The 13,097-nt window shown below is 69.5% G+C and carries 12 protein-coding genes; 5 read left to right on the plus strand and 7 right to left on the minus strand.

Features of this window, described 5'->3' with window-relative positions; all coding sequences use genetic code 11:
- Positions 1–67: 67 nt before the first annotated feature.
- Positions 68–1,423 carry an NADP-specific glutamate dehydrogenase gene (gdhA, locus tag ACFWVE_RS03460; RefSeq protein ID WP_384007790.1) on the minus strand — a complete coding sequence of 452 codons (1,356 nt, stop codon included), beginning with the start codon at positions 1,421–1,423 and terminating at the stop codon, positions 68–70.
- Positions 1,424–1,764: 341 nt separating this feature from the next.
- On the opposite strand from gdhA, the gene ACFWVE_RS03465 reads away from it, so the two are divergent.
- Genes ACFWVE_RS03465 through ACFWVE_RS03485 form a run of 5 tightly spaced genes read left to right on the plus strand, consistent with a single transcriptional unit; the run spans position 1,765 to position 5,930 of the window.
- Complete coding sequence (locus tag ACFWVE_RS03465) at positions 1,765–2,325, plus strand: RNA polymerase sigma factor (protein WP_384007792.1); 561 nt, start codon at positions 1,765–1,767, stop codon at positions 2,323–2,325.
- Positions 2,322–3,137, plus strand: a complete 816-nt coding sequence (locus ACFWVE_RS03470; RefSeq protein ID WP_384007794.1) for a zf-HC2 domain-containing protein — start codon at positions 2,322–2,324, stop codon at positions 3,135–3,137. The genes ACFWVE_RS03465 and ACFWVE_RS03470 overlap by 4 nt, the downstream gene beginning before the upstream one ends.
- Before the next feature lie 20 nt (positions 3,138–3,157).
- Complete coding sequence (locus ACFWVE_RS03475; RefSeq protein WP_384007796.1) at positions 3,158–3,967, plus strand: ABC transporter ATP-binding protein; 810 nt, start codon at positions 3,158–3,160, stop codon at positions 3,965–3,967.
- Positions 3,964–5,358, plus strand: a complete 1,395-nt coding sequence (locus tag ACFWVE_RS03480) for a hypothetical protein (RefSeq protein ID WP_384007797.1) — start codon at positions 3,964–3,966, stop codon at positions 5,356–5,358. Before ACFWVE_RS03475 ends, ACFWVE_RS03480 begins: the two co-directional genes overlap by 4 nt.
- Entirely contained in the window at positions 5,355–5,930 is a 576-nt protein-coding gene (locus tag ACFWVE_RS03485; RefSeq protein WP_384007799.1) for a hypothetical protein, read from the plus strand. Before ACFWVE_RS03480 ends, ACFWVE_RS03485 begins: the two co-directional genes overlap by 4 nt.
- A 649-nt stretch (positions 5,931–6,579) precedes the next feature.
- On the opposite strand, the gene ACFWVE_RS03490 is transcribed toward ACFWVE_RS03485, so the two are convergent.
- The 6 genes from ACFWVE_RS03490 to ACFWVE_RS03515 all read right to left on the minus strand — a co-directional run bounded on the left by ACFWVE_RS03490 (position 6,580) and on the right by ACFWVE_RS03515 (position 12,968).
- Positions 6,580–7,476: a hypothetical protein gene (locus ACFWVE_RS03490; RefSeq protein WP_384007801.1), complete on the minus strand. Its 897-nt coding sequence runs from the start codon at positions 7,474–7,476 to the stop codon at positions 6,580–6,582.
- A gap of 196 nt (positions 7,477–7,672) precedes the next feature.
- Entirely contained in the window at positions 7,673–8,866 is a 1,194-nt protein-coding gene (gene tuf / locus ACFWVE_RS03495) for an elongation factor Tu (RefSeq protein ID WP_384007803.1), read from the minus strand.
- A gap of 154 nt (positions 8,867–9,020) precedes the next feature.
- Positions 9,021–11,147 (minus strand): elongation factor G, encoded by a 2,127-nt coding sequence (gene fusA, locus ACFWVE_RS03500; RefSeq protein ID WP_384007805.1) that lies wholly within the window; start codon positions 11,145–11,147, stop codon positions 9,021–9,023.
- A 39-nt stretch (positions 11,148–11,186) separates the two neighbouring features.
- Positions 11,187–11,657 carry a 30S ribosomal protein S7 gene (gene rpsG / locus ACFWVE_RS03505; protein ID WP_003974303.1) on the minus strand — a complete coding sequence of 157 codons (471 nt, stop codon included), beginning with the start codon at positions 11,655–11,657 and terminating at the stop codon, positions 11,187–11,189.
- Between the two features lie 2 nt (positions 11,658–11,659).
- Positions 11,660–12,031 (minus strand): 30S ribosomal protein S12, encoded by a 372-nt coding sequence (gene rpsL, locus ACFWVE_RS03510; protein ID WP_003948652.1) that lies wholly within the window; start codon positions 12,029–12,031, stop codon positions 11,660–11,662.
- Between the two features lie 355 nt (positions 12,032–12,386).
- Positions 12,387–12,968, minus strand: a complete 582-nt coding sequence (locus tag ACFWVE_RS03515; protein WP_384007807.1) for a DUF1707 and DUF4190 domain-containing protein — start codon at positions 12,966–12,968, stop codon at positions 12,387–12,389.
- Positions 12,969–13,097 lie beyond the last annotated feature (129 nt).

Genomic DNA, 13,097 nt, shown 5'->3' on the forward strand with positions numbered 1-13,097 from the left:
GGTCTGTCCCCGGGTCGGGGGGGGTAGGGGCTCAGGCCCTTCCCCGCCCGGACCGGCACCGGCACCGTCAGATGACGCCCTGCGCCAGAATCGCGTCCGCGACCCGCTCGAAGCCGGCGATGTTCGCACCCGTGACGTAGTCGCCGGGGGCGCCGTAGCGCTCGGCGGTCTCGGCGCAGGTGCGGTGGATGTCGGTCATGATGCGGGCCAGCTCGTTCTCGACCTGGTCGGCCTTCCACGTCGTACGCGACGCGTTCTGCGTCATCTCCAGCGCGCTGACCGCGACCCCGCCCGCGTTCGCCGCCTTGCCGGGCCCGAAGGCGACTCCGGCCCGCTGGAGGAGCTGGACCGCCTCCGGTGTCGTGGGCATGTTCGCGCCCTCCGAGACGGCCTTCACGCCGTTGCGGACGAGCACGGCGGCCGAGTCCTCGTTCAGCTCGTTCTGCGTGGCCGACGGCAGGGCGATGTCGGCCGGGACCTCCCAGACCCGCCCGCCGGGCACGAACCGCGCGGAGGAGCCGCGCCGCTCGGCGTACGTGCTCACCCGGCCGCGCTCGACCTCCTTGATCTGGCAGAGCAGCTCCAGGTCGATGCCCTTCTCGTCGACGACGTAGCCGCTGGAGTCGGAGCAGGTCACCGGGTTGGCGCCGAGGGCGATCAGCTTCTGGATGGTGTAGATCGCGACGTTTCCGGAGCCGGAGACGACCGCGGTCTGGCCCTCGAGGTCCTCGCCGCGCTCGCGCAGCATCGCCTCGGCGAACAGCACGTTGCCGTACCCGGTCGCCTCCGGCCGGATCAGCGAGCCGCCCCAGCCGGCGCGCTTGCCGGTCAGGACGCCGCCCTCCCAGCGGTTGGTGATCCGCCGGTACTGGCCGAACAGGTAGCCGATCTCGCGCGCGCCGACGCCGATGTCGCCCGCCGGTACGTCGGTGTACTCGCCGATGTGCCGGTACAGCTCCGTCATGAAGGACTGGCAGAAGCGCATGACCTCCGTGTCGCTGCGGCCCTGCGGGTCGAAGTCGCTGCCGCCCTTGCCGCCGCCGATACCGAGCCCGGTCAGCGCGTTCTTGAAGACCTGCTCGAAGCCGAGGAACTTGATGATTCCCAGGTTCACGGAGGGGTGGAAGCGCAGGCCGCCCTTGTACGGACCGAGGGCGCTGTTGTATTCGATCCGGAAGCCCCGGTTGACATGCACCCGGCCCTGGTCGTCCTGCCACGGCACCCGGAAGATGATCTGCCGCTCCGGCTCGATCAGCCGCTCGACGAGCCCCGGGTCCCGGTACTCGGAACGCGCCGCGAGCGCCGGCCCGAGGCTGTCCAGCACCTCGCGTGCGGCCTGGTGGAACTCGGGTTCGGCCGGATTCCGGCGCACGAGTTCGGCGCGGAGGTGGTCGAGCGAGGTGTTGGCGGGTCGCGTCGTCACGGGAGCCCTTTCTGGCACGGCTGCCACCGGAGACCCGGCAGCCGGTACGTCCGGTCTGATCCGGTTCGGTGAGGAGTGGCGCTCGGCGCCGTTGCCGCGCGCGGGACACTTCAGTGTGACGCTTACGTAAACACGGTGACCAGCGGCCCACGGTCCTTACGCCACCATGTGAGACCGGGACGCAAAGAATAACCCCAATGCCCCGATATGCGTCGGCGCTCCGTTCGGGCTCCCCCGGGGTTCACCTCCGGTCCCCGGCCGTAGACGACTCCCCGCCCGGAAGCGTGTCCTGCGTCACACGTTTCGGAGAACCCGTGTGACGACTGCGGCGTCTGGCAGACGTGAGATCACGCAGGAGAGCACTGCACGAGCTGGACGAGGAACGGCTCCTCCGGCTGGTGGCCAGAGGCGACCGCGGGGCGTTCGAGGAGTTGTACCGGCGCACGTCGCCGTGGCTGGCGGTGCGGCTGCGCCGGCGATGCGCGGACGAGCAGGTCGTCGCCGAGGTCCTGCAGGAGACGTATCTGGCGGTGTGGCGCGCGGCCGGCGCGTTCGCCGGCAGCGCGGCCGGAGGCACGGCCGTCGGATGGCTGTGGACGATCGCGGCGCGCCGCCTCATCGACGCCTTCCGGCGCCGGGCGCACCACGCCGAACCGCCGGTCGCCGCCGCCGGGCCGGCGGCGGTGCCCGCCGCGGAGGAGGAGGCGCTCGCCGCGAGCGTCGGCGGTGACGTCGGTGACGCGTTACGGCGTCTGGCACCGGAACTCCAAGAGGTGCTGCGGGCGATGGTTCTCGACGGACTGTCCGTCCGCGAGACCGCCGTCCTGCTCAACCTGCCCGAAGGCACGGTCAAGACCCGGGCCCGCCGGGCCCGGATCGCGATGCGGGAGGCACTGACATGAGTGTGGAACACGCCTCGGCGCGGCTCATCCGCCATTACGCACGCGGCGACGCCGGCATCGCCGCCGACGAGGTGTGGGCCCTGGAGGCACACCTGGAAGTGTGCGGACACTGCCGCGAGCGGCTGGGGGCCGCCGTCTCCACCGAGGCGCCCGCGATCACCTCCCTCCTCGAGACCGTACGGTCCGCTCTGGAACCCCGGCTGGACACCGTCGCCGCGATGCCACCGCGCCGGTGGCGCCGGGTGCGGTGGTCGTCCTGGATGACACCGGCCATGGCCCCGTGGCTGGCCATGACCGTCGGCCTCACGCTGATGGCGCTGTTGCTGGACGTCGCCGCCCCGGACTTCGGGGAAGTGTCGTTGCTGCTGCTGGCGCCCGTACTGCCACTGGCCGGCGTCGCCGCGTCCTGGTCGCGCGCTCTGGATCCGGCACACGAACTGACGGTCTCCACCCCGAGGGCAGGGCTGTACCTGCTGCTGCGCCGCACGGTGTCGGTACTCGTCGTGGTCCTGCCCGTGCTGCTGGCGGCGGGACGGCTGACGGGAGCGATGACAGCCGCGCAGTGGTTGCTGCCTTCCCTGGCCTTCACCTCCACGGCCCTCGCGCTCGGCAGTGTCATCGACGTGACCCGCGCCGCCGCCGCGCTGATGGCCGTCTGGGGCGTCGTCGTCGCACCCGCGTGGGCCACCGGCCGCGTTCCCGTCCTCCTGCAGCCGGACCGGCTGCCCACGTGGGGGCTGCTCCTGGTACTCGGCCTCGGCGTCGTGATCGCCCGCAGAAGCGCGTACTCCGTTTCGCGGAACCCTCGTTGACCACAGGAAAGGAGCATCACATGACGCCCGCAACGAGCGCGGCCGACATCACCCCGAAGACCTACGCCTGGGAGATCCGGGCCACCGGCCTGAAGGTCCGGGCCGGACGGAGGACGATGGCCGTCGACGGGCTCGATCTCTCGCTGGGCATCGGCACCCACGGCCTCCTCGGACCCAACGGGGCGGGAAAGACCACCCTGATCCGGGCCCTGGCCACCGTGCTGCGCCCCGCCTCGGGTGAACTGGAACTGCTCGGCACCCCCGTGAGCGGGGTGGGCGCCCACCGCGCCCTGCGCCGCCGGATCGGCTATCTGCCGCAGGAGTTCGGCTACTACAAGCGTTTCACGGTGCGCGAGTTCGTCGAGTACATGGCCTGGCTGAAAGAGGTACCGAAGACGGACATCCCCGCGGCCGTCCAGCGGGCCGTGGAACGGGTGGGCCTGGCCGACCGCGCCGACCAGCGGATGAAAGCCCTGTCCGGAGGCATGGTGCGGCGGGCCGGCATCGCCCAGGCCGTCGTCAACGACCCCACGGTGCTGCTGCTGGACGAGCCGACGGCCGGCCTGGACCCGACGCAGCGGATGCGCTTTCGCGAACTGCTGCAGGAACTGGGCCGCGACACCTGCGTGGTCGTCTCCACCCACCTCGTCGAGGACGTCGCGGCCGCCTGCTCCGACGTGGTGCTCTTCGCCCACGGCCGTCTCGTCTTCCAGGGCACCCCGGACGACCTGGCCGCGGCGGGCGGCCCCGAGCACCCCGGCGACAGCCCTCTGGAACGCGGCTACTCGGCGCTGCTGCGCACCCCCGAGCACGAAAGGCGGACCTGGTGAACAGGCGCGTGCTGCGCATCGAACTGAAGCGCTCCCTCGCCCCGTGGGCCGGCGTCGTCGTCCTGGGAGGCGCACTGGCGTTCGTCCACCTGATCGACGGTCTCTGGTGGCGGGGCACCGGGCGGTGGACGTCGCAGTGGACGTCGATGGCACTGCTGACCCGCATGCTGCTGGCCTATCTGTGGCCCCTCGCCGTGGGGCTCGGCGCGGTGCAGGGGCTGCGCGACTCCCGTTCGCGGATGACCGAACTGCTGACGACCGTGCCGCGGCCGGCCTGGCGCCGTGCGGCGCTGCCGGCGGGCGCGACAGCGATCGCGCTGGTGTCGGGCTTCGGCCTCCTCGTTCTGTGGGGCGCGGTCCAGGTGGCCCTCGGCCCCACCACCTACACCCACCTCGGATGGCTGCCGATCTCACTGGTTGCGGCGTTGGCCCTGGTCGCGGGAGCCCTGTTCGGCATGGGCGTCGCGCGGGCCCTGCCCTCCGTACTCACCCCGCCGGCACTGGTGGTGCTCTTCCTGCTGGCGACCGTCCTCCTGCAACAGCACGCGGACGGAGAACGGCCGACGGGACTCGCACCGAACCGGCTCTCCCTGCTGTCCCCCGCGGTCGCGGAGCCGCGGGAGATGCTGCTCACTCTCTCCGGCTCCGTCCACCTCGGCCAGACACTCTGGCTGCTCGGCCTGCTCGCCACCGGCTTCGCACTCCTGACGACCACCACCGCGCGGGCCCGCCTGCTCGCCCTGGCGCCCGTCCTGGCGGGCGCGGTCCTGGCCCTGCTCGTCCTCCCGGCCGATCCCCGCACCACCTATGTCGTCGACCGGACCGCCGCGGCCCTGGTCTGCGACGGCCCGGTGTGCGTCACGGAGGCACACCGGTCGCGCCTGCCCGCACTCGCCCCGCACGGCAAGGAGGCGCTGCGCCTGCTGCACGACGCCCTGGGCGACCGGGCGCCGGACTCGGTGCGGGAGGAGACCGCGCTGCGTGCGCTCATCGAGTACCGCGAACTCTCCGACGACGCGGTACTCGTCGACTTCGACGATCCGCTGATCGCCCGCGCGGAGGGCGAGGGACTCACCCGCTTCCTGCTCGCCCAGGGGCTGGCACCGAACTGCAACGCGCGCAGCGACCGGGAGAGCGGGGATCTGCACGGAGTGCTCACGCAGAGCATCGCCGCAAGCTGGGCCCTCGGTGACCGCGCCCTCAAGCCGCTGGAGAAACCGGCCCACGAAGAGTATTCGCGAAAGGGCTGGGAGGAAGCCGAAGTCACCTGGCAGAAGTTGATGTCGGCGCCGTCGGCCGAGCAGCGCTCGCGCATCGCCGAGGCGCACGCCGCTTCCCTCTCCTGCGCGTACGACCAGCTCGAGGTACTGGGAGGGCAGACGTCCCGATGAGATGGCTGCTGCTGTACGCGCGCTCGCGTCGGGTACCCGCGTCGGCCACCGCGATCGCGCTCACCGCGTCGGCGGCGTGGACCTTCATCGACGAGGGCGGGAAGGGGCCGGTGGACCCGCGGATCCCGGCCCTGCTCCTCTGCATGGGGGTGGCGGCCGCCTCGGTCGGGCTCGGTGGGCAGGATGCCGCGCTGGAGCGGACGGCCGCAATCCGGTGGGCGCCCCGCCGGGCCGTGCACGTACTGCTGATCGGCACCGTCGTCGGTGTGCTGCTGTCGGCGGTCCACACGTGGGGTCCGGAGCTCGCCCCCGTCGGCTTCCTCGTCCGGGACGGCGCGGGCCTGACCGGCCTGGCCGCGCTCGGGGCGACGGTGTGCGGGGCACAGTACGCGTGGACCCTGCCGACCGGCTGGCTCGCGTTCACCCTCTTCGCCCCTCCCCAGGCCGGCATCGCGGGGCAGGTGAGCGGGTGGCTGATCTTCCCCGCCGGTACGACGGCGGCCACCTGGACCGCTTCGGTCCTTCTCACGACGGGCACCCTGCTGTACGCCACGGTGGGCCCGAGGCGGTGACGGACGCCTTCCGGATCCGCCGGCCCGACGCGGTCATTCCTGCCGCACCGTGAACGCGGTGGCCGCCCGCGTCCGCAGGCCGTTGCCGCACGCTTCCAGCTCCCCCTGCACCACGGCCTCCAGGCACTCACCGGCGCCGCCCGCCCGCCGATCCCCGGTACCGGGTTCTCAGGGGACCGGCACATCGCCCTCGACCTCTCGGGGGTGAAGGGCATCTCCATGGCTTCCCGGACGAAGGCGTACAGGAACCCGGTGAAGGTCCCGCCGAAGTACGCGAGGCCCGAGCCGCGGCCTGGGCGTCCGGCGATGGTCCAGTGGTCGGGATCACCGTCGGACGTGACCCGGTGCAGCCCGTCACCGCCCGTGGCGAAACCCCGGCGCAGCCACCCACCCGGCTCGGGAAACAACGGCATGCGCGGTCTCGCCCCAGGGCGATCCGGGCCAGAAGACGCGCCCCGTGGTGCTCGTGGGCGAGGCGGGCCACCGACTCCGTGTTGCTGTTCTCGACGCCGGGCACGCACATGATGAGGTACTCGTCGAAATCACCGGAACCGGACCAGCGGACGTACTCCTCCGAAACCGGCCCCGGCTTCGCGGCGGGCAGCGACGGCGACGCCTTCGGGGCATGGCACCGCCCCACTGAGCCGGTTCAGTCCACCCCGCCCGCGAAGACCTCCGCCGCCGACGCGGCCGTGATCGCCCGGGTGAACCAGACATCCAGGGTGTCCAGGTCGCGGCAGCCGATGACACGCTCCCGGTCCTCCTGCGACACCTCGACGCCCCGGCCCTGAAGCAGCCGCAGGATGTCCTCCACCCGGCCCTCGATCCGGCCCTCGTCGCGGCCCTCCGCCCGGAGCTTCTGAGCAGTCTCCGACTGGAAGAAGGAGAGGTCGACAGCCATCAGGTGCCTCCAGAGATCCGCGGCCGGCGTCTTGCCGAGGCCTTGTTCGGTGAGTTCGATGAAGGTGCCCGCGGTGTCCTCGTCGTCGGCCGACAAGCCCTTCAGTGCCTTCGCCAGCGCGTTCAGTATGGCATCGGCATCCGGATCCCGGCGGTGCAGAGCCGCCGACAGGACCGTGAGCGGAATGTCGCGGGCGGCCTCGTCGGGGCTGGCGATCACCGGCAGGCTGTCCGGCCCCAGCACCAGGGGGCGCAGGGTGAGCGAGGGCCACTGCGGCGGGCCGATGTCGACCTGCCGGGCCGCCCAGGCCGCGGTGGACCGGTCCGCGCAGACGACGAGGAGGACCGGGGGAATGCCGTACTTGGCGTACAGGTGGGAGAGGTAGTACGCCCAGCTCGCGGGCTTGCCGGGGTCCCGTTTGCCCTGGGACTCGACCGCCAGGACGAACTCGCCGTCCTCGGTGTCCATCCTCAGCAGTGTGTCCACCCGCCGCTCCACCGGACGGTTCTCCGTGAGGTCGGTGGGAAGCGGGGAGGCGGAAACAGGCGGCGGAAAGGAAACGCCGAGCCCTCTGACGGCACGGGCGAAGAGACCCGGGTCTTCCTGGAAGATCCGGTGCAGGGCCTCATGGGACGAGCTGACCATGGTCCGAAACTAGGACCGCATCCCGCTCCATGGCGCGCATATGCCAACCTTTCCTGCGATCGAGTGACAGGCAGGACGTCGAGGTTGACACCACCGGCCACCGACAACACGAAAGGGCCCGCACGACCGAAGTCGTGCGGGCCCTCTCAGGTGCTCGCGGTGGAGCTACCAGGTCGGATCGGCAAGCAGCCGGAGCTTACTTGTTGATCTTGGTGACCTGGCCGGCGCCCACGGTCCGGCCACCCTCACGGATGGCGAACTTCAGGCCCTCTTCCATGGCGATGGGCTGGATGAGCTCCACCTTCATCTCGGTGTTGTCACCCGGCATGACCATCTCGGTACCCTCGGGGAGGGTCACGACGCCGGTCACGTCCGTCGTACGGAAGTAGAACTGCGGGCGGTAGTTGTTGAAGAAGGGGGTGTGACGGCCACCCTCGTCCTTCGACAGGATGTAGGCCTGGGCCTCGAACTCGGTGTGCGGGGTGACCGAACCGGGCTTGATGATGACCTGGCCGCGCTCGACGTCCTCGCGCTTGATGCCGCGGAGCAGCAGACCGACGTTCTCACCGGCCTGACCCTCGTCGAGCAGCTTGCGGAACATCTCGATGCCGGTGACCGTGGTGGTGGTCTTGTCCTGCTTGATGCCCACGATGTCAACGGTCTCGTTGACCTTGAGGATGCCGCGCTCGATACGACCGGTGACGACGGTGCCACGACCGGTGATCGTGAAGACGTCCTCGATCGGCATCAGGAACGGCTTGTCGACGTCGCGCTCGGGCTGCGGGATGTTCTCGTCGACGGCCTTCATCAGGTCGAGGACGGTCTGACCCCACTCCTTGTCGCCCTCAAGGGCCTTGAGCGCCGAGACCTTGACGACCGGCAGGTCGTCGCCCGGGAACTCGTACTCGGAGAGCAGCTCGCGGACCTCGAGCTCGACGAGCTCCAGGATCTCCTCGTCGTCCACCATGTCGGCCTTGTTCAGCGCGACGACGATGTACGGCACGCCGACCTGGCGGGCCAGGAGCACGTGCTCCTTGGTCTGCGGCATCGGGCCGTCGGTGGCGGCGACCACGAGGATGGCGCCGTCCATCTGCGCCGCACCCGTGATCATGTTCTTGATGTAGTCCGCGTGACCGGGGCAGTCGACGTGGGCGTAGTGCCGCGTCTCGGTCTGGTACTCGACGTGCGCGATGGAGATGGTGATACCGCGCTGGCGCTCCTCGGGAGCCTTGTCGATCTGGTCGAAGGCCGAGGCCTCGTTCAGGTCCGGGTACGCGTCATGCAGCACCTTGGTAATGGCGGCCGTGAGGGTCGTCTTACCGTGGTCGATGTGACCGATGGTGCCGATGTTGACGTGCGGCTTAGTCCGCTCGAACTTCGCCTTCGCCACTGGGGTCCTCCTGTGGAGTGGTTCTGTACGCCTTACTCATCGGCGCCAGGTGATCTTTGCTGGAAAGCCCGGGGCCGGGGGCATTCCGCCGGGTTCCGGCGGAATGCCCCAAGCAGGCTCCGGGGTCAAGCCTAAAGCGTGCGAACGGTGTCCGTTACTCGCCCTTGGCCTTCGCGATGATCTCCTCGGCGACGTTCCGGGGAACCTCGGCGTAGGAGTCGAACTGCATCGAGTAGCTCGCGCGACCCGACGTCTTGCTGCGGAGGTCCCCGACGTAGCCGAACATCTCCGAAAGGGGCACGAGGCCCTTCACGACGCGCGCACCGGCCCGCTCCTCCATGGCCTGGATCTGGCCACGGCGGGAGTTGATGTCGCCGATGACCTCACCCATGTAGTCCTCGGGCGTGGTGACCTCGACGGCCATCATCGGTTCGAGGAGCACGGGCGAAGCCTTGCGCGCGGCCTCCTTGAACGCCTGCGAACCGGCGATCTTGAAGGCGAGCTCGGAGGAGTCCACCTCGTGGTAGCCACCGTCGATGAGCGTGACGCGAACGCCCGTCATCTCGTAGCCGGCGAGGATACCGAACTGCATGGCCTCCTGCGCACCGGCGTCCACCGAAGGGATGTACTCCTTCGGGATGCGGCCACCGGTCACCTTGTTCACGAACTCGTACGAGGCGTCGCCGCCCTCGATGGGCTCGATCGCGATCTGCACCTTGGCGAACTGACCGGTACCACCGGTCTGCTTCTTGTGGGTGTAGTCCACGCGCTCGACGGCCTTGCGGATCGTCTCACGGTAGGCGACCTGCGGCTTACCGACGTTGGCCTCGACCTTGAACTCACGGCGCATACGGTCGACCAGCACCTCGAGGTGCAGCTCGCCCATACCACCGATGATGGTCTGGCCCGTCTCCTCGTCCGAGTGGACCTGGAAGGACGGGTCCTCCTCGGCCAGGCGCTGGATCGCGACGCCCAGCTTCTCCTGGTCGCCCTTCGACTTGGGCTCGATGGCGACCTGGATGACCGGCGCCGGGAAGTCCATGGACTCCAGGATCACCGGGCTCTTGTCGTCGGACAGCGTCTCACCGGTGGTGGTCTGCTTCAGGCCCATGACGGCGACGATGTCACCGGCGCCCACCGACGCGATCTCCTCACGCTTGTTCGCGTGCATGCGGTAGATCTTGCCGATGCGCTCCTTCTTGCCCTTGACGGAGTTCAGCACGGCGGTGCCGGACTCCAGGCGGCCCGAGTAGACCCGGACGAAGGTGAGCTTGCCGAGGTGCGGGTCGCTCATGATCTTGAACGCGAGGGCCGCGAGCGGCTCGTCCTCGGAGGGCTTGCGCCTGACCACGACCTCGGGGTCCTTGACGTCGTGGCCTTCGATGGCCTCGACGTCGAGCGGGGTCGGGAGGTAGCGCACGACCGCGTCGAGCAGGGGCTGAACGCCCTTGTTCTTGAACGCGGTGCCGCAGAACACCGGGGTGACCGTGGTGTCGTTGGACTTGCCGGACGCGATGGTGATGCGACGGATCGCGGCGTACAGCTGCTCCTCGGTGGGCTCCTGGCCCTCCAGGTACAGCTCCATGATCTCTTCGTCGTTCTCCGCGACGGCCTCGACCAGCTTGCCGCGCCACTCCTCGGCGGCCTCGGTGTGCGTGGCCGGGATGTCGAGGGTCTCGTACATCTCGCCCTTGGCCGCGTCGGCGGACCACACGAGCGCCTTCATGCGGACCAGGTCCACGACGCCCTTGAAGTCGGCCTCGGCACCGATCGGCAGCTGCATGACCAGCGGCTGCGCGCCCAGGCGGTCCTTGATCATGTCGACGCAGCGGTGGAACTCCGCGCCGGTACGGTCGAGCTTGTTGACGAAGCAGATACGCGGCACACCGTAACGGTCGGCCTGACGCCACACCGTCTCGGACTGCGGCTCGACACCGGCGACACCGTCGAACACGGTCACGGCACCGTCGAGCACACGCAGGGAACGCTCCACCTCGACGGTGAAGTCGACGTGCCCCGGGGTGTCGATGATGTTGATCGTGTAGTCGTCGTCCTCGAGCGGCCAGTGACAGGTGGTCGCAGCAGACGTGATCGTGATGCCACGCTCCTGCTCCTGCTCCATCCAGTCCATCGTGGCGGCGCCGTCGTGGACCTCACCGATCTTGTACGAGACGCCGGTGTAGAACAGGATCCGCTCGGTGGTGGTCGTCTTGCCCGCGTCGATGTGGGCCATGATCCCGATGTTGCGGACCCTGGCCAGGTCAAGTGAAGTGGTAGCCATAAGGCTTCAGTCTTCTCTCGGTCTCGATGTGGGTAGCGACTACCAGCGGTAGTGCGCGAAGGCCTTGTTGGACTCGGCCATCTTGTGCGTGTCCTCGCGCTTCTTCACCGCGGCACCGAGGCCGTTGCTGGCGTCGAGGAGCTCGTTGAGCAGACGCTCGGTCATGGTCTTCTCGCGACGGGCGCGGGAGTAACCCACCAGCCAGCGCAGCGCCAGGGTGTTGGCACGGCCGGGCTTGACCTCGATCGGCACCTGGTAGGTGGCGCCACCGACGCGGCGGGACTTGACCTCGAGGGTCGGCTTGATGTTCTCGAGAGCGCGCTTCAGCGTGATGACCGGGTCGTTGCCCGTCTTCTCGCGAAGGCCCTCCATGGCGCCGTAGACGATGCGCTCGGCGGTGGAGCGCTTGCCGTTCAGCAGCACCTTGTTGATGAGCGACGTGACAAGAGGAGAACCGTAGACCGGGTCGATGATGACCGGGCGCTTCGGGGCGGGGCCCTTACGAGGCATTCTTACTTCTCCTTCTTGGCGCCGTAGCGGCTGCGGGCCTGCTTGCGGTTCTTGACACCCTGGGTGTCGAGCGAACCACGGATGATCTTGTAGCGAACACCCGGCAGGTCCTTCACACGGCCGCCGCGCACGAGCACGATGGAGTGCTCCTGCAGGTTGTGTCCCTCACCCGGAATGTAAGCGGTGACTTCGATCCCACTGGTCAGACGCACACGCGCGACCTTACGCAGGGCCGAGTTCGGCTTCTTCGGGGTGGTCGTGAACACACGCGTGCAGACGCCGCGACGCTGGGGCGAACCCTCGAGCGCGGGCGTCTTGTTCTTCTCGACCTTGTCCTGCCGGCCCTTCCGGACCAGCTGCTGGATCGTAGGCACTACTTCTCCGGTTTCTGTGTGCCGAATGGTGAAGCTAACCTGGAACATCACCGACCCACGCGGTCGGGTGTGTCGAATCTCGCGGACTCCCGCCGCCTGGCAGGAGGAAACGCATGATCACGGTGGCCGTTCACAGCCTCCGAGGCGGGTGATGGCACGCACGAAGGCCAGGGCACACCCCAGGCACAAGGTCTGAGCGTACCTATAGCATTGGCTGCGGTCAAAACACATGGGCCCTCACCCCGCCGCCGCGCGGAGCGAGTGAAGCCGGGGCACCGTTAATGATCTTCGAATGGGCGCTCTCCGGTCCTTCCGGACACCGGCCGGCCGGACGTCGACCGGACGCAGCCTGACGTCAGCCGGACGCGCTGAACAGAACCATCAGCATGATCAGCAGGGCCCAGCCGGCCGTGGACAGCCAGCCGAGCACCAGCCCGGTCATCGCGTACCCGTCGCCGCTTTCCCCCGTCCGCCGGATCTCCGTACGGGCCACGTGCCCGAGGATCACGGCCGGGATGCCGGTCAGGCCACCCGTCGCCAGGCACAGCACCCCGCACACCATGGCCCCGACCGCCTTCTCGTTGGTCTTCGGCGGCCGGGCGAGGAACGTCGCCGGCGGCATGGCCGCAGCGGCGTGCTGCATCACGGCGGTCTGCGGTGCGGGGCCCTGCGGCAGGTCGGCCACCAGCAACGTCAGATCCGCCACCGTACGCGCCTGGTAGGCCCGCGCCACCCGCCGCTCGAGCTCCGGCTGGTCCAGCCGCCCCTCGGCGTACCCGGCCCGCAGCACGTCCACGGTGCGCTCCCGGTCGGCGTGCGAGGCCAGCATCGGCGGCCCGCCCTGCGGCGGTCCGACCGGCCCACCCGGCCCGCCCCACGGCTGCGGAACACCTCGCCCCTGCCAGGGCTGCCACGACGGATACGGCGACTGCGACACCAGGTACCTCCCCCAACTGCACGTGTCATCCATGATGCGCCCCCGCGATGCCATCCGGCACCACCGCGCGTCACGAAACCGGTACAGGTCACGAGAACGCCGCAGGGCGGTCACCCCGTACGAAACGGA

Source organism: Streptomyces sp. NPDC058632, assembly GCF_042717095.1.
Classification (GTDB): Bacteria; Actinomycetota; Actinomycetes; order Streptomycetales; family Streptomycetaceae; genus Streptomyces.

What these genes read in the sequence shown, in the direction of transcription:
- ACFWVE_RS03470 (WP_384007794.1), top strand. Translation starts at nt 2,322, where the DNA reads ATGAGTGTGGAACACGCCTCGGCGCGGCTCATCCGCCATTACGCACGC.
- ACFWVE_RS03475 (WP_384007796.1), top strand. Translation starts at nt 3,158, where the DNA reads ATGACGCCCGCAACGAGCGCGGCCGACATCACCCCGAAGACCTACGCC.
- ACFWVE_RS03485 (WP_384007799.1), top strand. Translation starts at nt 5,355, where the DNA reads ATGAGATGGCTGCTGCTGTACGCGCGCTCGCGTCGGGTACCCGCGTCG.
- ACFWVE_RS03490 (WP_384007801.1), bottom strand. Translation starts at nt 7,476, where the DNA reads ATGGTCAGCTCGTCCCATGAGGCCCTGCACCGGATCTTCCAGGAAGAC.
- fusA (WP_384007805.1), bottom strand. Translation starts at nt 11,147, where the DNA reads ATGGCTACCACTTCACTTGACCTGGCCAGGGTCCGCAACATCGGGATC.
- rpsG (WP_003974303.1), bottom strand. Translation starts at nt 11,657, where the DNA reads ATGCCTCGTAAGGGCCCCGCCCCGAAGCGCCCGGTCATCATCGACCCG.